Origin of the sequence: Microbispora sp. NPDC046933, assembly GCF_040644635.1 — a bacterium.
Classification (GTDB): domain Bacteria; phylum Actinomycetota; class Actinomycetes; order Streptosporangiales; family Streptosporangiaceae; genus Microbispora.
Genome location: NZ_JBEYWW010000001.1, coordinates 32,855 through 58,143, shown reverse-complemented (window position 1 = coordinate 58,143; position 25,289 = coordinate 32,855). Strand labels below are relative to the sequence as shown.

Genomic DNA, 25,289 nt, shown 5'->3' with positions numbered 1-25,289 from the left:
GTCCCCTGTCTACCTGCGAGAACGGTCGTCGCAAGGCGGCACGCCGGGACAGGCGCAGGTCATGACGGGTGCCCGGGACAGCCGATACCCGGGTGCGCTGAAGTACGCCCGGCGCTCGGCCACGGCCTAGTCAGCGAATATTCCTCTAGAATATGGTTCTACAAGGACCTAGCGCTGGAGGATCTTATGGCGATCGGGCTGAGCGAGGAGCACGAGGCGCTTCGCGAGTCGGTGACCGGGTGGGCCGAGCGGTCCGTGCCCGCCGACGTCGTGCGGAGCACGGTGGGCGTCCTCGCCGATCCGGGAACGGAGGAGCGCCCGGCCTTCTGGCCCGCTCTCGCCGGCCAGGGACTGCTCGGGCTGCACGTCCCGGAGGAGTTCGGCGGCTCCGGCTACGGCCTCCTGGAGGCGGCCGTGGCGATCGAGGCGCTGTCGGAGCGGGTGACGCCCGGTCCGATGGTGCCGACCGTGCTCGCCAGTGCCGCGATCCTCGCCTCCGAGGGCAAGGCGCAGGCCGAGCTGCTGCCCGGGCTCGCGGACGGGTCGCTGACCGGCGCGGTGGCGCTCGACGCCGAGATCACCGGTGTCCGCGACGGCGACGCGCTGACGATCAGCGGCGCGGCCGGGTACGTCCTCGGCGCGGCGGTCGCCGACGTGCTGGTCCTTCCGGTGGCGGCGGACGGCGGCGAGGAGTGGGTGGCGATCGACGCGGCCCAGGCGACGGTCACCGCGGTCAAGCCGCTCGACCTCACCCGCGGCGTGGCCAAGGTCGAGCTGGACGGCGTACGGGTGCCCGCCGAGCGGGTGCTGACGGGCCTGACCGGCGCCGAGGTGCGCAACGTGGCCGCGATCGTCCTCGGCGCGGACGCGGTCGGGGTGGCCGCCTGGTGCGTGTCCGCGGCGGCGGACTACGCGAAGGTCCGCGTGCAGTTCGGCCGCCCGATCGGCCAGTTCCAGGGCATCAAGCACAAGATCTCGCGGATGCTGGTGGCGCTGGAGCAGGCCCGGGCCACGGTGTGGGACGCCACCCGGGCGGAGGGCGCCGAGCGCGACTACGCCGCCGCGATCGCCGCCGTCATGGCGCCCGACGCCGCCGTGCAGTGTGCCAAGGACGCGATCCAGACGTTCGGCGGCATCGGCTACACCTTCGAGCACGACGCCCACCTGTACTACCGCCGGGCGCTGACCATCCGCGCGCTGCTCGGCTCCTCCTCCGAGTGGTCCGACCGGGTGGCCGCGCTCGCGCTCCAGGGCGTCGCCAGGGAGATGGAGATCGACCTGCCGGAGGAGTCGGAGCCGCTGCGCGAGGCCATCCGGGCGGAGCTCGCCGAGATCGCCGCCCTGGAGGGCGTCGAGCAGAAGAGGGCCCTGGCCAAGGCCGGTTTCGTCATGCCGCACCTGCCCAAGCCGTGGGGCCGCGCGGCCTCCCCGCTGGAGCAGGTGCTCATCCACCAGGAGGTCAGGGCGGCCGGGATCAAGCCGCCGCAGATGATCATCGGTGCGTGGGTGGTGCCGTCGGTGGTCACGTACGGCACGCCGGAGCAGCAGGAGCGGTTCCTGCCGCCGACGCTGAGCGGCGAGCTGATCTGGTGTCAGCTCTTCTCCGAGCCGGGGGCCGGCTCCGACCTCGCGTCGCTGCAGATGAAGGCGGAGAAGGTCGAGGGCGGCTGGAAGCTCAACGGCCAGAAGATCTGGACGTCGGTGGCGCACGTGGCCGAGTGGGCCATCTGCATCGCCCGGTCCGACACCTCCAGGCCGAAGCACGACGGCATCACGTACTTCCTGGTGGACATGAAGGCGCCCGGCGTCACCGTGCGGCCGCTGACCGAGATGACCGGGGAGAACCTGTTCAACGAGGTGTTCCTCGACGACGTCTTCGTGCCGGACGAGATGGTCGTCGGCGAGGTCAACGAGGGCTGGCGGGTGGCCAGGAACACGCTGTCGAACGAGCGGGTCTCGCTGTCGTCCGGCTCGGGCGGCACCGGCGCCTCGGTGTCCGACCTGCTCGGCCTGGCCGGCCGGCTGGGCCGCGAGCTCACCGCCCCCGAGCGGCAGGACCTCGCCCGCGTCGTCTGCGAGGCGCACTCGATCAACGCGCTGTCGCTGCGGGTGACCCTCAAGCAGCTCGCCGGCAGCGAGCCGGGCGCCGACGCCTCGGTGCGCAAGCTGCTGTCCACCGCGCACGCGCAGCACGTCTCCGAGGTGGCGGTCTCGCTGCTCGGCCCGGCCGCCGTCACCGCCGCCGACTGGAAGCTCGGCGACGCCGGCTACTGGAACCGCGCCGTGCTCGCCACCCGCGCGATGACGATCTACGGCGGCACCACGGAGGTGCAGCTCAACATCATCGCCGAGCGCATGCTCGGCCTGCCCCGCGACCCGGAGCCGGGCAAGTAGCCCTGAAGGCGCCGGTCACGCGGGTCGTGAGCCCGCGTGACCGGCCGCTACCCGACCTTCCGGTAGGCGTAGCTCCACTTGCCGCACAGCTTCACCGTGCGGGTGACGGTGTCGAGGTAGCAGACCCGCACCGCGATGCTGTCGGGGATGTCCTCCTCCCAGACGCCCATGCGGTACGGCGCGTAGCCGACAGGACCGCACTTCTTGGCCGTGTGCAGATCCTTCACCCCGTCGACGTCCAACCTCATCTGCAGGTAGGCGCACAGCCGGGCCGGGGAGTTCCGGTCGTACAGCCGTGCCTCGAAGTTGAAGCTGCCGTCATCCTCGTTGTCCCACACCCTGCCGCGTGCCATCGCGCGGCCGTTGCCGTAGTACGCGGAGTAGACGGGACCCCAGTCGGCGGACAGGTCGTCGGAGCGGGCGGTGGTCGTCGCGGTGGTCGTCGTGGTGGTCGCCGCGTGCGCCGTCGAGGCGAGGGCGGGCAGGCCGCACGCGATGACCGCGGAGGCGGCGGCGAGACCGAGCAGGTGGCGGATCGAGCGGTGCATCTGGCTCTCCAGAGGGGCGGGTCGAGCTTCGTCGCCCCAGTCGTACGGCCGGCCGCTTGCAGTCGCCTTGATCGCCCCTTGCTCGTCCCCTTCGAGGACGCGGCTAGCCTGTACGGCATGCGGGGGCCCTTCCGGTTTGTGCGGCTTCGTCTCGCGCGGGTCGGGCCGGCCGTGCTGGGGTTGGCGTTCGGGGTGCTGGCGCTGGGGCCCGCCCTCGGGCCGGGGTTCGCGCTGCGCTACGACATGGTCTTCGTGCCGGACCCGCCGTTGCGTCTCGGCGGCGGCTTCCCCCGGGCCGTGCCGAGCGACCAGGTCGTGGCGCTGCTGTCGGCCGTGATCCCGGCCGAGATCGTGCAGAAGGCGATCCTGCTCGGGCTGTTCGTGCTGGCCGCGTCCGGGGCCGCGGCCCTGGCCGGTGACGCCCTGTCCTCGCGGGTCGCCCGCGGCGACGCGGCGGGGGGCACGGACGCGCGCGGGGTGGCTGCCGCGGGTGCGAGGGGCGCCGGGGCGAGCGGGACGGGGGTGCTCGTGCCCCGGCTGGCCGCGGCGGCGTTCTACGCCTGGAACGCCTACCTGGCCCAGCGCCTGCTCATCGGTCAGTGGGCGCTGCTGCTCGGATACGCCGGGCTGCCCTGGGCCGCCCGCGCCGCGGCGCGCGGCGGGGCCCCGCGGCTCGCGGTCGCCCTCCTGCCCGCCGCCGTGGGCGGGTTCCAGGCCATGCTCGTCAGCGCCCTGACCGTGCTCCCGGTGGCCGCGCTGCGGCTACTCCCCGCACATCCGCGGCCGGAGCCGCCCGGCCGCCTGACGGCGCGGCCCAGCGCGCCGGGAACAGGGAGGAACGCACGGGCCTACGGCCGTGGACGGCCGGTGCTGTCGTCGGTGCTGCCGCAGGTGCTGTCGTCGGTGGCGCCCCCGCTGGCCGTCGTCGCCGTGCTCAGCCTGCCGTGGCTCGTCCCTGCGCTCGTCCCCGCGCTCGGCTCGGACGCCGCGGCCGATCCCGCCGGGGTGGCCGCCTTCGCACCCCGGGCGGACGGGCCGTTCGGGACGCTCGGCAGCCTGCTCACTCTCGGCGGCATCTGGAACTCCCACGCGGTGGTGCCGGGACAGGGCATGCCCGCGCTCGCCGCCGCCCGCCTCGCCCTCACCCTCGTCGCGGTCGCCGGGTTCGTACGGCTCGGGTTCGTACGGCGGCCCGTGTGGCGGCCCGCGTGGCGGCCCTCGTGGTGGCCCGGCCTGGCCGCGGCGGCGTTCGCGGGTGTCCTGATCGCGTGCGCCGGGGCCTTCGCGCCGGGCGTGCCGCGCGCCCTGATCGGCTGGTGGGCGGGGTTCGGGCCGCTCCGCGACGGACAGGTGTACGTCGCGCCGTTCGCGCTGGCGCAGGCCGTGGGGATCGCGGTGGCGGTGGCGGCCCTCCGCGCGGCCATGCCGGCGCCGGTCGCGGCGGCCGCCCTCGCCGTGCCGGTGCTGGTCCTGCCGACGTTCGCGCTGGGCGCGTTCGGCAGGCTCGGGACGGCCGAATATCCCGAGGAGTGGCGCCGCGTCCAGGCCGTCGTCAACGCGGACCCCGCCCCGGGCGCGCTGCTGTCGCTGCCCTGGAGCGCCTATCGGGCGTTCTCCTGGAACGGCGGGCGGGTGGTCCTCGACCCCGCCATCAAGATGTTCTCCCGGCCGGTGGTGTGGAACGACGCGCTCGTCGTCGGCACGGGCGGCGGGAGCCGGATCCGGGTGGCCGCCGAGAGCCCCGGTGCGCGGCGGATCGGGGCGTTGCTGGCCGGGCCCGTGACGAATCCGCTTACCGGTGCGCTGGCGCGGGAGGGGGTGCGTTACGTGCTCACAGTCGGGTCCGATGAGAACACGTTCTTGTCCCGGCTGCCGGGGGCGACCCCCGTCTACAGAGGCCGGGAACTACTCCTGGTACGGCTGTGAGCAGTAAAGGTCAGCGACTCGCGGCATACTGGACGGTAAGTCTTTTTATCACGGTTTGACCAAGGCTATGGTGTAGGAGCTGTATCACGTTCTAGTCTCGGCGCACCCGCGCGTTCGAAGAGGAGGAAGCATCCGTGTTGAAGGTGCTGGCTGCTCTCGCGGTCGGGGCCGTGCTCGCCGGCGTCGCCTCCGTGGCGGTCGTCAACGTGGCCGCGCCCACCGCGGAACCGCCGAACAAGCCGCTCTACAACTACGGCGACAGGTGAGCGCACCAGACCTGACGCCCGTTCCATAAGGACTCCCTCGAAAAGGACTCCCCGCGAAGACCCAGTTCGTCAGGGGCGTGGTTTCGCCATGCCCTCATGCGTCCGTGCCCCGATTCGCCCGCACCGCCGCACCCGCCGCGCCCCAGGACCACACGTGCCGGCGGTCCGTCCCCGCGGTGCCCCCCGAACTCGCCGCCGAGACGCGTCACCCGAAGGAGTGGTCGTGGTCGCACAGGGTGCGAAGGCGAAGTCCTCGGGGCACCCGGCCCCCCTTCCCGAGCCGCCCGACAGGCCGCATCTGGCGGCCACCGGCGCCGGAGCGGCGCCGGTCGCGCTTCCCCTGCTCGACGGCGTGCGCGTGGCCGTGCTGAACTTCCGCGAACCGAGCCAGACGGTCGCCGGCGGCGCGGAGGAGTACGCCTGGCGGGTCTCCGCCTACCTCGTCGGCCAGGGGGCGCGCGTCCACTTCGTCACCAGCCGGGAGCGGTACCAGACCCGGGCCGAGTCGCGTGACGGCATCGAACTGCGCAGGATGGGCAACAAGTATCTGGTCTACCTTCTCGTCCCGCTCTGGCTGCTGCTGCGCCGCCGCCGGTTCGACGTCATCATCGACTGCATGAACGGCATCCCGTTCTTCTCGCCGGTCGTGGCACGCCGCCGTACGCGGGTGATCTGCGTGGTCCACCACGTGCACGACCGGCAGTTCTACGCCTTCTTCCCCCGGTGGCTGGCACGGATCGGCTGCTTCATCGAGGGGCCGGTGGCACGGCTGCTGTATCGGCGGTGCACGACGGTGACGGTCTCCGAGTCCTCCCGCGACGAGCTGCGCGAGCGCCTCCGCTGGCTGGCCCCGATCGCGGTGGTGCCCAACGGCAGCCCGGCCGCCAGGCCCGTCGCGAGGGAGCCGGTGCCGGGCGACCCGGCCGTCGTCTATCTCGGCCGCCTGGTGGGGCACAAGCGCGTCGAGCGGGTGGTCGAGCTCGCCGCCGAGCTGGCGCCCTGCCGTCCCGGCCTGCACGTGCACGTCGTCGGGCGGGGCCCCGAGCACGACCGGCTGTCCGGGCGGGCGGGCAGGCCCGACGTGGCCGGGCGCGTCCACCTGCACGGGTTCCTGCCGGAGGCGGAGAAGAACGCGGTGCTGAGCGGCGCCAGGCTCAACGTCACGGCCTCGGAGTTCGAGGGCTGGGGGCTGACCGTGATCGAGGCGGCGGCGCTCGGCGTGCCCACCGTCGCCTACGACGTGGCCGGCCTGCGCGACTCCGTACGGCACGGTGTGACGGGGTGGCTGGTGCGGGACGGCGAGCGGCTGGCCGACGTGGTCGGCCAGGCGCTGCGGGAGCTGGACGATCCCCTGACGAGGGCGCGCATGGCCCGGGCGTGCCGCCGCTGGGCGGGCGAGTTCACCTGGGGGAAGACGGGAGCGGCCATGACGAGGTTGGTCGCGGGCGAACTCGGCCGGCTCCCCGTGCGGATCCCCGGCGACCTCCATGAGAAGTCCTGAGCGCGCCCGTGTCCGTTGACGTTCCGGTCCAGCCGCGGGAGCCCGGTCCCACCCGGGAGACGGTGACCCCCGCGCGGGAGGAGATCGCCAGGGCCCCGGAACCGGCCCCCGCCGCACCTCCCGCGCCGCCGGGCCGGGCGCTGCGCCACCGGCTCCGGCTGCTGGCGGGCTGCCTGCTGCTGGCGGCCGTCGCCTTCAACACCGCGCCCGGCGCGGTGATCTCCGAGACCAAGCTCGACATGGCGGTGAACCCCCTGGGGTTCCTCTCGCGCGCGCTGCACCTGTGGGATCCGGCCTACTTCGGCCACCTGCAGAACCAGGCGTACGGCTACCTCTTCCCGATGGGGCCGTTCTACGTGCTCTTCCGGGCCATGGACATGCCCGCCTGGGACATCCAGCGGCTCTGGATGTCGCTCGTGCTGTGCGCGGCGTTCCTCGGGACCGAGCGGCTGGCCCGCGCGATGGGGATCGGCTCGCCCGGCACCCGGATCCTCGGCGCGCTCGCCTACGCCCTCGCCCCGCACGCGCTGGCCCTGATCGGGATCAACTCCTCGGAGTTCCAGCCGAGCGCCGTGCTGCCGTGGGTGCTGCTGCCACTGGTCCATGGGACGCGCGAGGGCGTGAGCCCGCGCCGGGCCGCCGCGCTGTCGGCCGCCGCGTTCCTGTTCGCGGGCGGCGTCAACGCGGCGGCGGAGCTGGCCGTGCTCGTCGTGCCGCTCGTCTACCTGCTCACCCGCCGCCACGGCGGGCGCACGTGGGCCCTGCTCGGCTGGTGGCTGCTGTTCGTCGGCCTCGTGTCGATGTGGTGGCTCGTCCCGCTGCTGCTGCTCGGACGCTACATCTTCTCGTTCCTGCCGTTCATCGAGACGGCGTCGGCGACCACCAGCGTCACCTCACTGGTGAACGCGCTGCGCGGCACGTCGAGCTGGATCTCGTTCCTGCCGGTGGACGGGCAGCCGTGGCTGCCGGCGGCCTACGACCAGGCGACCGTGCCGTGGCTGGTCGCCGCGACGGCGCTGGTGGCCGGGCTCGGGCTGACCGGAGTCGTCCGCAGGGCGACCCCCGAGCGGACGTTCCTGGTCCTGAGCGTGATCGCGGGCCTGCTGATCGTGACCGCGGGCCACGCTGGCGACCTCGCCCACCCCTGGACCGGCCAGGTCAGGGACCTGCTCGACGGCCCGCTCGCGCCCTTCCGCAACCTGCACAAGTTCGACGCGCTGATCCGGCTGCCGCTGGCGCTCGGCCTTGCCGCGCTGCCGCTCACGCTGCCTGCCGCGCTGCCGGTCACAGGGCCGGTGCGCCTGCGCGGGCCGGTCACCGCGGTGGCGGCCGGGCTGCTCGCGCTCACGCTCGTGCCGGTCGGGACGGCCGGGGTGACCGCCCGCGGCTCCTTCGCGGACCTCCCCGCCTACTGGCGGCAGGCGGCGGACTGGCTGAACCGCAACGCGGGCGACGGCATGGTGCTCGCCATGCCCGGCTCGGCGCGGGGCGAGTACCTGTGGGGCCGCCCGCTCGACGAGCCCATGCAGTCGCTGCTGACCGTGCGCTGGGCCACCCACGCCAACGTGCCGTGGGGATCGCCCGGCCTGGCCCGGCTCGTGCAGGCGGTGGACGAGCGCTTCGCCACCGGGCACGGCTCGCCCGGCCTGACCGAGGCCCTGCGCCGCGCCGGGGTGACTTACCTGCTCATCCGCAACGACCTGGTCAGGGAGACGCTCGGGACCGCCTGGCCCGCCCGGGTGCACCAGACCCTGCAGGACTCCGGGCTGTCCAGGACCGCCGAGTTCGGGCCGCTGGTCGGCCTGACCGCGAACGGCACCGCCTCGGGCTGGCTCGACCAGCCCTACCCGGCGCTGGAGGTCTACAAGATCCCCGGCACGGCCCCGCTCGCCTCGACCGTGCCCCGCGCGGGCACTTTGCGAGTGCAGGGCGCTCCGGAGGCCGTGCTCGACCTGGCCGAGGAGGGACTGCTCACCGGCGACCGCCCGGTGCTCGTGGGCGACGAGCCGGGCGCGGCGGCGATCCCCGCGGGCGACACGATCCTCACCGACACCCTGCGCAAACGGGACATCGTGTTCGGTGACGTACGGCGCATCGCGTCGGCCACGCTGCCGGACAACCGGGCGCCTGTCACCACCGATCTCACCGATCCGGCCTGGTCGGCGGCCACCTCGACGGCCCGCTACCTCGACGTGAAGGACGTCACCGCCTCGTCGGCGGACTCCGGCGTCACGGCCGCCGTGGGCCAGCGCGACCCGGGGCGGCAGCCGTACGCCGCGCTCGACGAGGGTCCGCGCACGGGGTGGCGGTCGGACGGCTGGAACGGCGCGGTCGGGGAGTGGCTGGAGGTCCGCTTCACCGGCCAGGTGGACCTGACCGAGATCTCGGCGGCCTTCGAGCAGGGGGCCATCGGGCCGCCGGTGGCCGAGGTCGCGCTGGAGACCGAGCGTGGCGTCGCCCGAGTGGCGGTGGCGCGCACCGACGCGCTCCAGCCGCTGCGCCCGGTGCCCGGGAAGAGCTCGTGGCTGCGGATCCGGGTGACCAGGCTCGCGTACGAGCCGAGGACCGCGCTCGGCAGCCGGGTCGGCATCACCGACCTGCGCATCCCGGGCGTTCGGGCGGTGCGGACGATCTCGGTGCCGGACACGTCCGACACGGGCACCGGCACGGGCGACCCGGGCACCCTGCTGCTCACCAAGCGGGGGGACGCCGACGCGTGCATGCGGGGCTCGGTCACCTGGACCTGCTCCTCCCGGCTGCGGATCGTCGGCGAGGACGGCTACGGGTTCGACCGGCTCATCCCGGTGGCGCGCGACGGCGTGCGCACGGTGCGCGGGCAGGCCGTGCTCACCGATCCGAAGGCGGCGGACCTGCTCACCACCCTGCCGAACCAGTATCCGCACGTCAGTGCGTCGTCCACGGCGACCGAGCACGGGGCCGTGCTGGGCCGCCAGGCGATGGACGGCGACCCCTCGACGCTGTGGTACTCCCAGCCGTTCGACCGGCATCCGACGCTGTCGATCGACCTGGGCAGGACCCGGACGTTCTCCCGGATCCGGGTGCTGTTCCCCGACTCGGCGCAGGGCATCCCGCCGGTGAAGCTCACGCTGCGCGCGGGAGCCGCGCTCACAGGGACACGGGCCGTGCAGGGGTGGGTGGACCGCGACGGCGTGTTCACGTTCCCCGCGCTGAAGACGCGGAAGTTCACCATAGAGTTCACCGCGCCCGCCTCCCGCGCGATCGAGGTGGCCGAGATCGCCATCCCCGGGGTGAAGCCCCTCGGCGGCCTCGGCGCCATCCCGCTGCGGCTGCCCTGCGGCTATGGCCCGACGCTGCGGGTGGACGGCGACGACGTGCCGACCCGGGTGGTCGGCGGCACGCTCGACGACGTGCTCAACGGCCGTCCGCTGACCTACTCGGGGTGCGCGCCCGTGCACCTGACCGAGGGCCGCAGCCGGGTCAGTGTGGCGCCGAGCGACGCCTTCCGGGTGCGCTCGGTGGTGCTGGCCGACGGAGCGGGAGAGGCCGGCGTGGGAGGAGAGAGGGCGGCGGTGACCGCGACCCCCGCCACGGTGACGTCGTGGGGGCCGCAGGAGCGCCGCCTCCGGGTCACCGCCGCCGCGCCCTCCTATCTCGTGGTCAACGAGAACTACAACGCCGGCTGGCAGGCGTACCTCGACGGCGCGCGGCTGACACCGGCGCGGCTCGACGGCTGGCGGCAGGCCTGGGAACTGCCGGCCGGCGGCGGCGAGGTGGTGTTGCGTTACGAGCCCGACCCGGCCTATCGCACGGCGCTGCTCGCCGGGCTGGGCCTGGCCCTCGTGGTGGTGGCCCTTGCGCTGGTGCGCGGCCGGTCGCGGCTGCGCGCCGTGGGGCCGGGCCGCGTCCGCGCGCCGTGGGCGTGGGCCGCCGCGCCGCTCGCCGGCCTGTGGGCCGGAGGCGTGGCGGGCGCGGTCGTCGTCACCGTCGCGCTGGCGGCGTTCCTGTGGCTGCGCGGGATCGCCGGCGCCCAGCACGCCGGTCCGAGCCGCCTGCGGGCCTTCGCGCGCCACGCCGCCTCCGCGTGGGTGGTGCTCGTCGCGCTCGGCCTCGCCGGGCTCGCCCAGGCCGCCGGGCAGGGCCCGGCCGCCGACGTGCTCTGTCTCGTCGTGCTCGCCCGGCTGCTAGCCGCCGTACGGGATCACCCGGTGCCGGATCAGGGGGAGGCAGCCCGATGACGGGCACGTTAGGGCGGCTTCGGCACACGCTCCTCCTGGCGGGTATCGCCTTCCTGATCACCGTGGGGGCGCTGTTCCACTTCTACGTCTATCCGCGGACCACGATCCTGCCGCTGGAGCAGACGAGGATCCAGCGGCTCGTCTCGCCCTCGGCCACCTATCTCGACACCGCCACCTTCCGTCTGCACCGGAACGTGCCGGTGCAGAACACGGTGGCCGTTTACGGGGATCCGCAGGCGGGTGACGACCGGACGGCCGTCTGGGTGGAGTTCTCCTCGCTCGACACGCGTGACGGCGAGCGCGTCGACTACCACGAGCGCCGCACGGCCTTCGACCGGCGGACCGGCCTCGCCGTCGAGTGCTGCGGGGAGTACGTCGACGAGGACCCCGGCGTACGGCAGACCGGGCTGGCCTTCCGCCTGCCCGCCGGGGCGGAGCCACGCTCGTACACCATGTTCGACCCGGTGCTGCGGCGGGAGGCGCCGATGCGGTTCGAGCGCGAGGAGACCGTCGAGGGCGTGCCGACCTACCGCTACACCTACTCGGCCGGGCCGGTGAAGACGGGCGACCTGCCCGGCCCGGTGCCCGGCCCGTCGGTGGGCATGCCGGACGAGGAGCGGGTCGCCGTGGCGAGGTACACCGAGATCACCCGCACGATCTGGGTCGAGCCGGAGAGCGGGCTGACCGTGCGCACGCAGGAGCGGCGGCGCGACACCCTGCGCACGCCCGACCAGGTCGAGCGGCAGGTCGCCTTCGACGCCGACCTGATGACGAGCAGCGCCGAGGTGCGCGCCTTCGCGGACGAGGCGGCCCGGTTCCGCCGGTGGATCCTGCTGGCGCGCGAGTGGATCCCGCTGGCGTGCGGCCTGCTCGCCGCCCTGCTCGCCGTGGTGCTCGCCGTCGGCTTCCGGATCGCGACCCGGCCGAGGAGGTCAGCGGCGGCGCAGCACCAGCAGCAGGTTCCAGGTCACGATCTCGCGAACGCCGGGTAGATGGATCACCGGGGTCGCCCAGCGAGGGTGGTAGCGCGGCAGGGCGTCGACGAGGTCGGCGCGGGGATGCCGCCTGGCCCACGCGAGCGCCCGGGCCACCGAGACGGCGTACAGGCTCGTGCCGTACACGTTCTTGGGGGAGCGGCCGTGGCGGCGCGTGTAGCGGCGCGCGGCGTGGTGCCCGCCCAGGTAGTGCCACGGCGAGGTCTCGTGGCCGCCCCAGGGCGACAGCCAGTTGGTGAACGACAGGTAGACGATGCCGCCCGGCCTCGTCACCCGCACCATCTCGTCGCCCATCCGCCACGGATCGGGCACGTGCTCCAGCACGTTGGAGGAGAAGCACACGTCCACGGAGCCGGTCTTCACCGGCAGATCGAGGGCGCTGCCGAGCACCGCGCCGTCGGGGATGGCGCCGGTGCGGGCGCTCATCTCCCCGGCGTCGCAGTCGACGCACACCGGCCGCGCGCCCACGGCGCGCAGTGCGTCGGTGAAGTAGCCGGGCCCGCCGCCCACGTCCGCGACGAGCGCGCCGTCGAGGTCGGCGTACGCCGCGAGCTGGGCGACGGTGTCACGGGCGAGCAGGCCGTAGAAGAAGTCGGGGTCGGTCTGCTCCTTGCGGAAGGCGCTGAACAGGCGAATCGAACGGGCCAGGTCGGCGCGGAACGGCTCGGCGTGCACGACGTCCCTCTCCTGTCGGGTGCGCCGGAGCATAACACCCCCTTTGTCCCATGGCGCTGGGAGAATCCCGATGACTCAGATCTCTTGGAGATCCCGATGACGCAGATCATGCGTACCGGACGGCCCGGCATCGCGCTGCCGGCATGGCGAGCGGGCCTGGCGAACCCTGTCATGATCGCGGCGGTCCTGCTGGTCGTGGCGTCGCTGGCGGTCCGGATCCCCGTCCTGACGTCCTCCTCCTTCGTCGAGGACGACTTCCTGTTCGTGGGCGACGCCTACGAGCACTCCCTCACGTTCGACTTCCTGTTCCGCGTCCACAAGGGCCACCTGATGCCGGGGGCGCTCGGGCTCACCTGGGTGCTGTCGCGGCTGTCGCCGTACGACTGGCTGCTGGTCTCGGCGGTGACGCTCGCCGTCCAGGCCGCCGTGGCGGTCATGCTGCTGCGGCTGCTCGTGCGGCTGTTCGGCACGCGGCCCGGCATCCTGCTGCCGCTCACCCTCGCCCTGTTCTCGCCGCTGACGGTCCCGGCCTTCGGCTGGTGGTCGGCCGCCGTCAACGCGGTGCCGCTCCAGCTCGCCATGGTCATGGCCCTGGCGGCCCAGGTCAGGTGGGCCAGGGAGGGCGGGGCGCGGCACGCCCGGTGGGCCTTCTCCTGGGTCCTCGCCGGTATGGCGTTCAGCACGAAGGGGGTCTTCGTCCCGTTCCTGCTGTTCGCGCTCACCACGTCGCACCTGCGGCCGTGGGCGGGCCCGTGGATCGCGCTCATGCTCCGCGAACTGCGCTCCCACTGGCGCCTGTGGGGCTCGTACGTGCTGCTGATGGGCGGATACGCGGCGCTGTACCTGGCCCGCCGCGGCACCGCGCCGGGCGAGGGCGCGGCCGTCCCGGCGCCGGGCAACGCGGCCGACCTGCTGGGCCGCCTGCTCGGCGAGGTCTTCCCGGCCGGAGTGGTCGGCGGGCCGCTGTCGTGGGGCCCGGTGCTGCCCAACGGCGGTCTTGCCGACCCCAGCCCGCTGCTGGTGGCCGCCGGATGGGCCGTGCTCGCCGCTCTGGTGGTCGCCACCGTGCTGTGGCGGCGGCGGGCCGCGCGCGCCTGGCTGATCCTGGCGGGCTACCTGGTGGCCGCGGACGGCGTGCCCACGGCGATCGCGCGGGGCACCGGGCTCACCCAGGTCGTCGGCTCCGAGACCCGCTACGTCGCGGACGCCGCGATCGTGCTCGCGGTCTGCCTGGGGCTCGCCCTGCTGCCCCTCCGGGACGAGGCCGAGCCCTACCGGCGGCCGGTGCCCGCAGGGAGCGGGCTGCCGACGGCGGCGGGGCTCCTCGCGGGCGCCTACCTCGCGATGTCGATCGTGTCGATCCAGAACTACCGCGACACGCTGTCGGGGGACCGGGTGCGGGCCTACCTGGCCGCCGTACGGGCCTCCCTCGCCAAGGTCCCGGACACGGCCGTGATCTTCTCCAGCCCACTGCCCGAGGACATCGTGCTGCCGTGGAACGGCAACCGCAGGCTCAGCCACCACCTGCTGGCCCCGCTCGCCCGGCCCGCGCTGCGCGCCAGGATGCGCGTGCCCGAGCCGTCTGAGCACGCGCTGGTCTTCGACGACAAGGGCGGGCTCGCGCCGGTCGACGTCAAGGCGTCGGTCGGGGTGGTGCCGCCGGGGGGCCGCTCGTGCTTCCCGCTCCTCGGCGACGCGATCTTCTTCCCCGACGTCCTGTCCTTCGGCGGGCCGGGGCCGGTCGCCGGGCTGGCCTACACCGCCAAGCGCGCCGGCACCGGCAGCTACGAGATGAGCGGGCAGCGGGGGCAGTTGCAGTTCCACGCCACCGGCTCCGGCGGCGCGCTGGTGCAGTTCCCGGTCATGGCCATCGGCAAGGGGCTGCTGATCCGGCTGGACGACCCGGCGGCGGTCTGCCTGAAGGGCTTCGCCTACGGCGATCCCGTGCCCGGCGCGCCCGCCCCTACGGCCGCGGCGACGCCGCCGCCGGCGCCGTCTCTGTCCCCGTCCCCGTCTCCGTCGCCCTCGGCCTCCCCTTCCGCGTCTCCTTCCGCGAAGAAGTCGCGAGGCGGGCGAGGCGCCTCGCCGGCTCCTCGACGTAGCGGTGGGTGAGCGTGGCGAGCAGCAGCGTGAGCGCGCCGACCACGGCCAGGTTGCCGGCGAAGTTCCCGCTCCACGCCTGCTGCTCCGTGAAGTCGTACCAAAGATAGAGGGCCACGAACTGCCACAGGAAGACGCCGTAGGACACCCGGCCGAGGAAGCGCATCACCCGGCTGCTCAGGAAGCGGCCGTACGGCGAGCCCTCGGCCGGCAGCAGCGCGGCCGGGGTCACCAGCCCGGCCGCCACGGTGGCGTACAGGGCCAGCTCCGACAGGTCGGCCCAGACGCCGTCCACGCCGCTGAAGCGCGTGCCGGTCAGCGGCGAGGCCGCCACGGCGTACGCGAGGGCGGCGACGAGCAGGAACGAGCCCGCCGACGCGCCCACGGCCCGGACGAACCGGTGCGCCGGGCCTTCGGGATCGCGTTCCTCCCGCGCCCACTCGGAGACGACGGCCAGCGCCATGCCGACCGCGAAGAACACCCAGGCCCGGGGGAGCCAGGTGTTCAGGTAGGGCCGGTAGACGGGGAAGTAGGTGAGCAGCGCCCACACGAACGACGAGGCGGCGAGCACGGCGACGCCGGTCAGCAGCCGCCGGGCGCGGGTGTCGAGACCCGGGCCGCCGCGCCGGGCGTACGCCGCCAGCACGGCGGCGACCAGCGGCAGCAGCACGTAGAAGGCGGCCTCGACGCACAGGCTCCACATCTGGGCGAGCCCGCGCGGCCCCAGGCCGAACCACCAGGGGTGGATCTCGTAGGTCTGGCCGAGCAGCAGCAGTTGCAGCCACGTCTTGACGTCGCCGAGGTGCGGCCCGGCCCACAGCACCATCGCCACGGCCACGACCAGCCAGTACGCCGGGAGGATGCGCAGGGCGCGCTTGACCAGGTAGACGCGGGTGTCCGGGGGGCGCTCGCCGAGCAGCGCGGCGCGCGCGTAGGGCCGGTAGAGGAGCAGCCCGGACAGCGCGAAGAAGATGGGGACCGCGACGTCTCCCCGGGCGAGCAGGCTGCTGAAGAAGTTGTCCCGCAACGCCGCCGCCGACTCGATCGCGACGTGGAAGACGAGGACGGCGACGGCCGCGAGCGCCCGCACGCCGTCGAGGGCGTCCACATGGCCGGATGGAACCTGACCGGAAAGCACGGGTGTGTCACGAACAGGTTGCGAACCGGCCGGTAACATGTCACGAGTCGCCGACGAGCTAGAACCTGTTTCGGTCACTTTTCCGCATCCCTCGTGACGTCGGTCACTGCCCCGTCTAACATACAGCGAAATAGGAACGTGTTTCAGGACAAATAGGCAGTAGCTGGCCTGCCCCAGGAGGAGCGATGCGCCGCGGATTAGGAGTGGTCCTCGTAGGACTCGGGGCGTTCCTTGTCGTTCTCGCGCCGCTGCTGAGGTTCCAGGTCGCGGACAAACTCGTGCAGGCGCCGGCGAACCAGTACAGCATCACGCGGCTGACCGCCGAGAACGCGCAGTACTTCAGCAAGCGGGATCTGAAGGTCCTCACCGGCACCCTCGACATCACGGTCACGACCAGGGGTGACGTCAAGGAGGCCAAGGACGACCACGTCGTGTGGGACCAGTTCACCAACGCCAACGACGTGACCAACAACAATCCGCAGATCTCCATGACGCAGTTCCGCAGCGCGTTCAACAAATTCAACGGCCAGGGCGTCACCTGCTGCGGCACGAGCGTGAACAGCGGGTCGGGAGCGCAGCCCGTGCAGTTGCAGGGCCAGGTCTTCCTGTTCCCGTTCGGCGTCGAGAAGAAGACTTACCAGGTGTTCAACACCGACACCCGCAAGGCGTACGACGCGACGTTCGACGGCGAGGACACGGTCAACGGCCTGCCGGTCTACCGGTTCGTCCAGAAGATCCCGCCGACGCCCATCGAGAAGCTCAGCGCGCCCGCCTCCGTGCTTCACATGAAGGGCAAGGGCGACATCCAGGTCGACCGCGTCTACGACGGCGTGAACACCTTCTGGGTCGAGCCGACCACCGGTGTCCCGGTCAAGCAGGAGCAGCAGCGCCACGAGGTGCTGAAGACGGCCGACGGCGTCGAGCGGATGCCCGCCCTCATCGCCACCGCCTCGTTCACGCCGCAGACCGTCGGCGAGCTCGTCCAGACGGCCCGCGACAACATGGCCCAGATCACGCTGATCAAGACGACGCTCCCGCTGGTGGCGCTCATCCTCGGGCTCGCGCTCGCCGTCGTCGGGGTGTGGCTGCTGCTGCGGCCGGGCCGCGTGGACTGACCAGGGAAAGCCGGCCGACCCGTGAAGCGGGACAGCGCGCTGAACCCGCCGATGGGCCCGCCTGTGGCGACGCCTCCGGCGGGCACCCCCTCCCGGCGTTCGCGCGCGGCGGGGCTGCTGCGGGCCTGCCGGCCCCGGCAGTGGCTCAAGAACGCGCTCGTCTTCGCCGCTCCGGCCGCCGCCGGCGTGCTGACCACCGGGGCGGGACTGCGCGGCTCGCTCGTCGCGTTCGCCGCCTTCTGCCTGGCCGCCGGGGGGTCCTACCTCTTCAACGACGCGGCCGACGTGGCCGCCGACCGGCGCCACCCGCGCAAGCGGCTGCGCCCGATCGCGGCCGGGATCGTGTCCGTACGGCTCGCGCGGACCGCGGGCGCGGTGCTGCTGGCGGCCGGCCTGCTCGCCGGGCTGGCGGGCGGGTGGCCGCTCGCCGCCGTCGTGGCCGCCTATCTGGCGCTCACCTTCTCCTACACCCTCTGGCTCAAGCACCAGCCCGTGGTGGACCTGGTCGCGGTGGCCGGTTGCCACGTCGTGCGCGCGTACGCGGGGGCGGTCGCCGTGGCCGTGCCGGTGACGAGCTGGTTCCTGGTCGTCGTCTCGCTCGGCTCGCTGCTGCTGGTGGCCGGCAAGCGGGAGGCCGAGCTCCGCGCCGGGCCAGGGGACGGCCAGGTCGCCCGGGCCACGCTGGAGACGTACACCGCGAGCTACCTCGGTCACGTGCGCGTCATGGCCTCGGGGGCGATGATCGTCACCTACTGCCTGTGGGCGCTCCAGGAGCACACCGGGCCGGCCAAGGCGTTCTGCGCGCTCAGCATCGTGCCGTTCGTGCTGGTCGTGCTGCGGCACGCGCTGCTGGTCGACCGCGGGGTGGGGGAGGAACCCGAGGAACTGGTGCTGCGCGACCGGCCGCTCCAGGTCTTCCTCACGCTGATGCTGATCCTGCTGGCATGCGGTATCCAACTGGCATGACGCTGCTGACGGGATGGGGGCGCACCGCGCCCACGCGTGCGACGGTGGCCCGCCCGCGCACCGCCGAGGAGGCCGCCGAACTCGTGGCGAAGGCGGGCCGGCGCGGGGTCGTGGCCCGCGGCCTCGGCCGCGCGTACGGCGACGCCGCGCAGAACGCGGGCGGGCTCGTGCTCGACTGCACGGCGCTCGAGCCGTCGTGGGGCCCGGGCCCGTGGCGCTTGGACTCGTGGCGCTTGGACTCTGGGGGCCTCGTCACCGCGTCGGCGGGGGTCAGCCTGCACGACCTCATGACCGCGCTCGTCCCGCGCGGCTGGTTCGTGCCGGTGACCCCCGGCACCCGGTACGTCACGGTCGGCGGGGCCGTCGCGGCCGACGTGCACGGCAAGAACCACCACGTGGACTCCTCCTTCGGGGCCCATCTGCGCTCGCTGCGCCTGCTCACCGCCGACGGAAGCGTGCGTACGCTCGAACCGGGCGACGACCTGTTCTGGGCCACCGTGGGCGGCATGGGGCTGACCGGCGTCATCGTCGAGGCGACGTTCCAGTGTGTGCCGGTCGAGTCCGCGTGGATGCGGGTGGACGTCGAGCGCACCCGCGACCTCGACCAGACCCTGGAGACGATGGCCGCGACCGACGACGGTCACCGCTACACGGTCGCGTGGATCGACCTGCTCGCGCGGGGCGGGCGGATGGGCCGGGGCGTGCTCACCCGTGGGGACCACGCCGCGCCCGGCGACCTGCCCGCCCGCGCGCGCGGCAACCCGCTCGCCTTCGCGCCGCGGCCCCTGCTGTCCGCCCCGCCCTGGGCGCCCGGCGGCCTGCTCAACCGGGCCACGGTGCGGGCCTTCAACGCCGCCTGGTACGGCAAGGCCTCCGCCGGCCCGCGCCGGGTCGTCCAGGGCATCGCGCCGTTCTTCCACCCGCTTGACGGTGTGGGCGGCTGGAACCGCATGTACGGCCCGCGTGGCTTCGTGCAGTACCAGTTCGTGGTGCCGCTCGGGGCGGAGGACACGCTGCGCCGGGTGGTCGAGCGGCTGTCCGGTGCGGGGGTCCTGTCGTTCCTGACGGTGTTGAAGAGGTTCGGGGCGGGGACGCCCGGCATGCTGTCGTTCCCGATGCCGGGGTGGACGCTGGCCCTGGACATCCCGGCCGGGCAGAGCGGGCTGGCCGCGATGCTGACCGAGTTCGACGGCTGGGTCGCCGCGGCCGGTGGCCGCCTCTACCTGGCCAAGGACTCCCGGATGTCGGCCGCCACCATGGCCGCGACGTACCCGCGGCTGGAGAAATGGCGGGAGATCCGGCGCCGGGCCGACCCGGACGGCGTCTTCGTCTCCGACCTCGCCCGTAGGCTGCGCCTGTGCTGAAGGAGTGGCGATGAGAAACGCGCTGGGATCGGTCGACACCGTCCTGCTGCTCGGCGGGCGCAGCGAGATCGGCCTCGCGATCGTGGAGCGCCTGGTCCGGCGGGGCGCCCGCCGGGTCGTGCTCGCCGCGCGTGACGCCTCTGCGTCCATGAAGGACGGCGGCACCGCGCCGGTGGATGACCTCGAACGGCTCGGGGCCGAGGTCCACGTGCTGGAGTTCGACGCCGCCCGCCCGGAGACGCACGCCGCCCTGATCGAGGAAGCCGCCGCCAGGGTCGGCGACCTCGACGTGGTGATCCCGGCGTTCGGCGTGCTCGGCAGCCAGGCGGTCTACGACGCCGACCCGGTGGCCGCCGCCCGCGACGTCGCGGTCAACTTCGGCGGCCACGTCTCGATCGGCCTGGCCGCCGCACGGCGGCTGCGGGAGCAGGGCCACGGCACGCTCGTCGTGCTGTCGTCGGTGGCCGGGGTGCGGGTGCGGAAGGCGAACTTCGTGTACGGCTCGGCCAAGGCCGGGCTCGACGGCTTCGCCCAGGGGCTGGCCGACGCGCTGCACGGCTCCGGGGCCCGGGTCGTGGTCGTCCGGCCGGGCTTCGTGATCGGCCGGATGACGCGGGGGATGACCCCCGCCCCGATGTCGGTGACGGCGGCCGAGGTCGCGGACGCGGTCGTGGAGGCCCTGGACACGCGGAAGGGGACCGTGTGGGTTCCCGCGCGGCTGCGGCTCGCGTTCGCCGTCATGCGGCTGCTGCCCCGGCCCGTATGGCGAAGGCTCCCCCGCTGAGCAGCTCCCCCGCCGAACCCGGAAACGGGCCGGCGGGGGAGCCTCCTGGTCGGCTGGGATCAGCTGGTGACGAGCGTCAGTCCGTAGACCGAGAGGGCCTCGTTGACGGGCTGGAAGTAGGTGGTGCCGCCGGAGGAGCAGTTGCCCGAGCCGCCGGAGGTCATGCCCTGGGCCTGGCTGCCCGAGATGAACGAGCCGCCGGAGTCACCGGGCTCGGCGCAGACGTTGGTCCGGGTCAGGCCGCTGACCGTGCCCTGGGAGTAGCGGACGCTGGCGTTGAGCTGCTGGACGGTGCCGCAGTGCCAGCCGGTGGTCGAGCCGGCCCGGCAGATCGAGGAGCCGACGGCGGCGACGCTGGAGCCGCTCACCCTCGCGTTGCCGTACGACACGATGTTCGTGGGCGTCCAGTTGCTGTTGACCGAGACCCAGGAGTAGTCGTTGCCGGGGAACGAGGAGCCCTGGAAGGTGCCCTGCGCGACCCGGTTGTAGCCGGTCGTGGTGTTGCCGGCGCGGCCGCAGTGGCCGGCGCTGACGAAGCCGGGCGTGCTGCCCCTGCGCACCGGGAAGCCGATGGAGCAGCGGGCGGAGCTGTTGATGTAGTACGCGTCGCCGCCCTGAAGGTTGTAGAAGGTCTGCGGCTGCTCGTTGGACTGCTCGACGCGTACGGCCGACTTGTCGGCGCCGCTCGCGGCCACGAACGCCTCGGCCTCGGCCGTGTTGGAGGACAGCACGACGACGCTGTTGCTGCGCACGTCGACGTACCAGACGGACGTGGAGGCGGGCGCACTGGCGGCGGCGCGGTCCAGCGCGGCCTCGGCGGAGTCGAGCGCGGCGAGGTTGCGGCTGACGATCTTCGGCTGCGCGCCGGCGGCCAGCACCGCGCCCGCCTTCGAGGCGTCGGAGGTGGCGACGATGAAGCTCTCGGAGGTGGCGCCGGAGACCCAGGATCCGGCGTAGGCGTCACCGATCGCGGCGCGGACCCTGGCGTCGGTGGACATGGCCTTCGCCTCGTTGGCCAGGCGGGCGTCGACCTGGGCGGGGGTGAGCCCGAGGTCGCGCTGCATGGCGTCCACCATCGCGGGCGGGGGCTTGACGGCGGAGGAGGCGGGAGAGTTGTTCGGCTCGGCCATGGCGGGGGTGGCGACCGTGGCGAGGGCCGTGACGGCCAGAGCGCATCCGGCGAGTACGGTGCGTCTGTGGAGCATGTGGGGCTCTCCTTGTCTTCGGGGGGTGCCGTCAACGTAACCGACCTCCGCTGTCAGGTGGATCTATCAATTCGCCCCTATCACCGAGTTATGGAACCGCCCTCGTCTGGGGATTCGCTGGCCCGGAAATAACCGCCCCCGAACCTCGGGCGTACGCGGGCACAGCGAGCTGCCTGAAGGCACGGCGGTACGCGTCTGCGTGTCAGGGGATCGCGCCGTATTCGGGGTTGGTGACGAGCCAGTCGGCGTAGCGGGCGCTGCGCCGCACCGCGTCGGCGTACGCGGCCCGGGCGTGGGCGGCGACGAGCGGGGCGGCGGCCCGCGCGCCGATCGAGTCGCCGTGCCAGCCGAGCAGGTGCCGCCAGCGCAGCGGCGCCCCGGCCAGCGGCATCATGACGAGCCCGGAGGTGAGCCGGAAGGTGGCCTGGCACAGGGCGACCGCCTTGCCGACCCCGACCAGGTGCAGGCAGGTCGCGACGTCCGTCTCGTAGATGGACTCGGGGACGAACCCGGCCCGCGCGCAGGCGGCGGCGAAGCAGTCGGCGAAGCAGCCGTCGCCGGGTGCGACCGTCCAGTGTCCGCCGGCGAGGCTGGACAGCTCCAGTTCCTTCTCTCCCGCGAGGGGGTGGTCCTCGGACAGGAGCACGAAGACCGGGTCGGTGCCGACCGTGGTCCAGTTCATCGCCTCGGCCGGGGGAGGCGGGCTGTCGCCGCACGTCCCGAGCAGCACGAAGTCGAGCCGGCCGGCCACCGCGAGCGCGGTCAGCTCACTGGCCGACCAGGACGTGCGGGTGGTGACGGGGATGCCCGGCTGGCCGGCGGTCAGGCGCTCGACGAGCCCGCCGAGTATGGGCCCGTTCGTCGCGCCGATGCGATAGCCGGGCAGTTTGACGGAGGTGTTGGCGAACCGCACCGCGTCCTCTTGGAGGTCCCGTACGGCGGGCAGCAGCACCCGGGCGCGGGACAGCACCATCTCGCCGAGAGGAGTGGGACGGGCGCCGTTGCGGTCGCGTTCGAACAGCGGACCCCCGAGTGAGCGCTCGATGCGCTTGAGCTGAGCGGTGAGCGACGGTTGGGCGAGGCCGAGCCGGGTGGCCGCTTTCGTGACGCTCCCGGCTTCGGCGACCGCGTGCACGATTCTCAGGTGCCGGATCTCCAGATCCATAGGGGGACGGTACGACCCCGGTGGTATGGCCGCAATCCCGCCTTGTCATGAAATCTGACTTTAACGGTGAGTCACGGCTGTCATCGGCCGTCCCAATGCTCTGGAACGTGTTCTCGCTAGAGTTGTGGCCCCATCCATTCCCGCTGAGTTACCGGCTGGTAGGAACCCATGCAAAGCGGATTACTAGAACGCGTTGCAGTTCGCTGAGGGCCGTCGTACGTTCGAGGCATGCGGACACGTGTCACCGACATGTTCGGTATCGAGTTCCCGATCTTCGCCTTCAGCCACTGCCGGGACGTCGTCGCCGCGGTCAGCCGCGCCGGCGGCATGGGGGTGCTCGGCGCCCTGTACTTCACCCCCGAAGAGCTCGAGATCGAGCTGAAGTGGATCGACGACCACGTGGACGGCCGTCCGTACGGCGTGGACGTTGTGATGCCCGCCTCCTACGAGGGGGCGGACCTCGACGTGGACTCCCCGGCCGAACTGGTGGCGCGGCTGCAGGGGATGATCCCGCAGGGGCACCGGGCCTTCGTGGAGGACCTGCTGGCCCGCCACGGTGTGCCGCCGCTGGACGGCTCCGACTCCGGCAAGGTGCTGCTCGGCTGGACCGACGCGACGGCACGGCCGCAGGTCGAGGTCGCGCTCCGGCATCCCATCGCGCTGCTCGCCAACGCCCTCGGCCCGCCGCCCGCCGACGTCGTGGAGCAGGCGCACGCGAAGGGCGCGAAGGTGGCCGCGCTCGCCTCCACGCCCCGGCACGCGATCAAGCAGGTCGAGGTCGGGGTGGACGTCGTCGTGGCGCAGGGCACCGAGGCGGGCGGCCACACCGGCGAGATCTCCACGATGGTGCTGATCCCGCAGGTGGTGGACGCGGTGGACGTGCCGGTCCTGGCCGCGGGCGGCATCGGCTCCGGCCGCCAGATGGCCGCGGGCATGGCGCTCGGCGCCGAAGGCGTCTGGACCGGCTCGATCTGGCTGGCCGTGGAGGAGGCCGACACCTCCGAGACCGTGCGGCAGCGCATCATCGCGGCCACCTCCCGCGACACGGTCAGGTCACGGAGCTGGACCGGCAAGCCCGCCCGCCTGCTGAAGAACGAGTGGACCGACGCGTGGGAGTCGGCCGAGTCGCCCGGCACGCTGCCGATGCCGCTGCAGTTCATGCTGATCTCCGACGCGCTGCGGCGGATCGGCAGGTCGGACGCGACCGAGCTGGCCACGTTCCCCGCCGGTCAGATCATCGGCGCGATGAACCAGGTCAAGCCGGCCGGACAGGTCGTCTTCGAGATGGTGGAGGAGTACATCGAGGCCATGGAGCGCCTCGGCCGCATCACCGGCGACGGGTGACGCCGCGGGCGGCAGGGCCCCTCGCGCGCCCGCTCCCCGCACCTCTGCCGCTGCCATTCACAGCTCGTTTGGCATCAGCGGCGGATCGCTAACCTGCCGGTTATGGAACGGCGTGACATAGAGATCTTTCTGACCCTGGCCGAGGAACTGCATTTCACCCGTACGGCCGAGCGGCTGGGCGTCAGCGGTGCCCGCGTCAGTCAGACGATCAAGCGGCTGGAGCGCCGGTTCGGTGTGGAGCTGTTCCGGCGCACCAGCCGCCAGGTGGCACTGACCCCGGTCGGCAGTGCGCTGCGCGAGGATGTGCAGGCCGGCTATCAACGCATACAAGAGGGCATCGCCAAGGCCGTCGCCGCAGGGCGCGGCTTCTCCGGGATCGTGCGGGTGGGCTTTTCCAGCCCGCTGGTGGGGGATGCCATCATGGCCGCCGCCGAGGTGTTCCGCACTCGTCATCCGGAATGCGAGGTGCGCATCCGCGAGGTGCACCTGTCGGATGCGTTCGGCGCGTTGCGAGCCGGCGAACTCGACGTGCAGATCACCGAACTGCCCGTGCGTGAGGCCGACCTGTCGAGCGGGCCGGCACTGGTGCGCGATAAGCGCATGCTGGCCGTATCCTCCCGGCATCCCTTCGCGCGGCGGGACAGCGTCACAGTGGAGGACCTCACCAGGGACACCGTTCTCGCGCCCACCGGCGCACCCGAGTATCTGCTCGACGCGCTGATCCCGGCGCAGGCGCCCAGCGGGCGTCCCATCCGGCGGACGCAGGTGATGACCTCGCGGCAGGAGTTGCTGACGCTGGTCAGCGGCGGCGCCGGGATGGCCGTGGTGGGCAACCAGGCCACTCGCTACCACGCCCGGCCCGACATCGTCTACGTGCCCATCGCCGACCTGCCACCCATCGAGTACGGGCCGGTCTGGCCGGCCGGCGCTCAGACCAGCAGGGTGCGTTCGTTCATCACGGTCCTCCGCACGGAGCTCGATCGCTGACCCGGAGGTTAACGATCGTTGCGGATCTCGTCGTTGTCGCAGGTAGACGGGCTGCCGAGGATGGAGACGCCAACGACGAGAGGAGCACATCATGACCAACCCCATCCCCCGGGAGTACAAGGGCGGCGTCCCCTACCTCAACGTGCACGACGCCAGGGCGGCCATCGATTTCTACAAAAGGGCTTTCGGCGCGGAGGTGAGCATCGAGATCCCGCGGCAGGGCGGCAAGATCGCTCACGCCGAATTCCGGATCGGCGAGGCGGTCTTCATGCTGCGCGACGAATACCCCGAATACCGCTTCCGCAGCCCGAAGACGATCGGCGGCACACCGGTCAACCTGCTGGTCTTCGTGCCGGACGTCGAGACGTTCGCCGAGCGGGCCATAGCTGCCGGAGCGCGCGTCATCCGGCCGCTGGAGATGCAGTTCCACGGCGATCTGCAGATCGAGGTGGAGGACCCGTTCGGCCACTCCTGGTTCTTCGCCAGCCGCGTCACCGACATGAACGCACAGGAGCTGCAGGAGGCCGCGTCAACGGTGGACCTCTGATGGCCACCATATGATCGGAAGGGATCCCGTCAATCGTCCTGACTTTACTGGC

General features: G+C 72.9%; 18 protein-coding genes. 13 read left to right on the top strand and 5 right to left on the bottom strand.

Annotated features, from left to right (window positions below):
• Window positions 1-186 precede the first annotated feature (186 nt).
• Complete coding sequence (locus tag ABZ857_RS00235) at window positions 187-2,394, top strand: acyl-CoA dehydrogenase (protein ID WP_357034999.1); 2,208 nt, start codon at window positions 187-189, stop codon at window positions 2,392-2,394.
• A gap of 47 nt (window positions 2,395-2,441) precedes the next feature.
• On the opposite strand, the gene ABZ857_RS00230 is transcribed toward ABZ857_RS00235, so the two are convergent.
• Window positions 2,442-2,942: a hypothetical protein gene (locus ABZ857_RS00230; protein WP_357034996.1), complete on the bottom strand. Its 501-nt coding sequence runs from the start codon at window positions 2,940-2,942 to the stop codon at window positions 2,442-2,444.
• A gap of 117 nt (window positions 2,943-3,059) precedes the next feature.
• Here ABZ857_RS00230 and ABZ857_RS00225 point away from each other — a divergent pair, with 117 nt between their 5' ends.
• The 5 genes from ABZ857_RS00225 (at window position 3,060) to ABZ857_RS00205 (ending at window position 11,844) form a co-directional block, all read left to right on the top strand.
• Complete coding sequence (locus tag ABZ857_RS00225) at window positions 3,060-4,868, top strand: hypothetical protein (RefSeq protein WP_357034993.1); 1,809 nt, start codon at window positions 3,060-3,062, stop codon at window positions 4,866-4,868.
• A gap of 134 nt (window positions 4,869-5,002) precedes the next feature.
• Complete coding sequence (locus ABZ857_RS00220) at window positions 5,003-5,134, top strand: hypothetical protein (RefSeq protein ID WP_256862666.1); 132 nt, start codon at window positions 5,003-5,005, stop codon at window positions 5,132-5,134.
• Between the two features lie 223 nt (window positions 5,135-5,357).
• Complete coding sequence (locus ABZ857_RS00215; RefSeq protein ID WP_357034990.1) at window positions 5,358-6,635, top strand: glycosyltransferase family 4 protein; 1,278 nt, start codon at window positions 5,358-5,360, stop codon at window positions 6,633-6,635.
• A gap of 8 nt (window positions 6,636-6,643) precedes the next feature.
• The gene (locus tag ABZ857_RS00210) at window positions 6,644-10,852 is read left to right on the top strand and encodes an alpha-(1->3)-arabinofuranosyltransferase family protein (protein ID WP_357034987.1); all 4,209 of its coding nucleotides are present in this window, start codon (window positions 6,644-6,646) and stop codon (window positions 10,850-10,852) included.
• Window positions 10,849-11,844 (top strand): DUF3068 domain-containing protein, encoded by a 996-nt coding sequence (locus ABZ857_RS00205; protein ID WP_357034985.1) that lies wholly within the window; start codon window positions 10,849-10,851, stop codon window positions 11,842-11,844. Before ABZ857_RS00210 ends, ABZ857_RS00205 begins: the two co-directional genes overlap by 4 nt.
• Here ABZ857_RS00205 and ABZ857_RS00200 read toward each other — a convergent pair.
• Window positions 11,785-12,555, bottom strand: coding sequence for a class I SAM-dependent methyltransferase (locus tag ABZ857_RS00200; RefSeq protein ID WP_357034982.1), 771 nt, complete (start codon window positions 12,553-12,555; stop codon window positions 11,785-11,787). The two genes, ABZ857_RS00205 and ABZ857_RS00200, sit on opposite strands and share 60 nt — an antisense overlap.
• A 1,930-nt stretch (window positions 12,556-14,485) precedes the next feature.
• Window positions 14,486-15,730: an acyltransferase gene (locus ABZ857_RS00195; protein WP_357034979.1), complete on the bottom strand. Its 1,245-nt coding sequence runs from the start codon at window positions 15,728-15,730 to the stop codon at window positions 14,486-14,488.
• 215 nt (window positions 15,731-15,945) lie between these two features.
• On the opposite strand from ABZ857_RS00195, the gene ABZ857_RS00190 reads away from it, so the two are divergent.
• The 4 genes from ABZ857_RS00190 to ABZ857_RS00175 are packed head-to-tail and all read left to right on the top strand — an operon-like array spanning window position 15,946 to window position 19,989.
• Complete coding sequence (locus ABZ857_RS00190; RefSeq protein ID WP_357034976.1) at window positions 15,946-16,875, top strand: DUF3068 domain-containing protein; 930 nt, start codon at window positions 15,946-15,948, stop codon at window positions 16,873-16,875.
• Between the two features lie 51 nt (window positions 16,876-16,926).
• The gene (locus ABZ857_RS00185) at window positions 16,927-17,841 is read left to right on the top strand and encodes a decaprenyl-phosphate phosphoribosyltransferase (RefSeq protein ID WP_357036188.1); all 915 of its coding nucleotides are present in this window, start codon (window positions 16,927-16,929) and stop codon (window positions 17,839-17,841) included.
• The gene (locus tag ABZ857_RS00180) at window positions 17,820-19,205 is read left to right on the top strand and encodes an FAD-binding oxidoreductase (protein ID WP_357034973.1); all 1,386 of its coding nucleotides are present in this window, start codon (window positions 17,820-17,822) and stop codon (window positions 19,203-19,205) included. The genes ABZ857_RS00185 and ABZ857_RS00180 overlap by 22 nt, the downstream gene beginning before the upstream one ends.
• 10 nt (window positions 19,206-19,215) lie before the next feature.
• A complete protein-coding gene (locus tag ABZ857_RS00175; protein ID WP_357034970.1) occupies window positions 19,216-19,989 on the top strand; it encodes a decaprenylphospho-beta-D-erythro-pentofuranosid-2-ulose 2-reductase in 774 nt (257 codons plus the stop codon).
• A gap of 59 nt (window positions 19,990-20,048) precedes the next feature.
• Here the strand turns inward: ABZ857_RS00175 and ABZ857_RS00170 are convergent, their stop codons facing one another.
• Both ABZ857_RS00170 and ABZ857_RS00165 read right to left on the bottom strand, forming a co-directional pair.
• The gene (locus tag ABZ857_RS00170) at window positions 20,049-21,194 is read right to left on the bottom strand and encodes a S1 family peptidase (RefSeq protein ID WP_357034967.1); all 1,146 of its coding nucleotides are present in this window, start codon (window positions 21,192-21,194) and stop codon (window positions 20,049-20,051) included.
• 202 nt (window positions 21,195-21,396) lie between these two features.
• Window positions 21,397-22,359, bottom strand: a complete 963-nt coding sequence (locus ABZ857_RS00165; RefSeq protein ID WP_357034964.1) for a LysR family transcriptional regulator — start codon at window positions 22,357-22,359, stop codon at window positions 21,397-21,399.
• 228 nt (window positions 22,360-22,587) lie between these two features.
• Between ABZ857_RS00165 and ABZ857_RS00160 the strand changes: the two genes are divergently transcribed.
• From ABZ857_RS00160 to ABZ857_RS00150, 3 genes are all read left to right on the top strand, one after another.
• Complete coding sequence (locus tag ABZ857_RS00160; protein ID WP_357034961.1) at window positions 22,588-23,703, top strand: nitronate monooxygenase family protein; 1,116 nt, start codon at window positions 22,588-22,590, stop codon at window positions 23,701-23,703.
• Window positions 23,704-23,805: 102 nt separating this feature from the next.
• A complete protein-coding gene (locus ABZ857_RS00155) occupies window positions 23,806-24,690 on the top strand; it encodes a LysR family transcriptional regulator (RefSeq protein WP_357034958.1) in 885 nt (294 codons plus the stop codon).
• Window positions 24,691-24,781: 91 nt separating this feature from the next.
• Entirely contained in the window at window positions 24,782-25,237 is a 456-nt protein-coding gene (locus ABZ857_RS00150) for a VOC family protein (protein WP_357034955.1), read from the top strand.
• Window positions 25,238-25,289 lie beyond the last annotated feature (52 nt).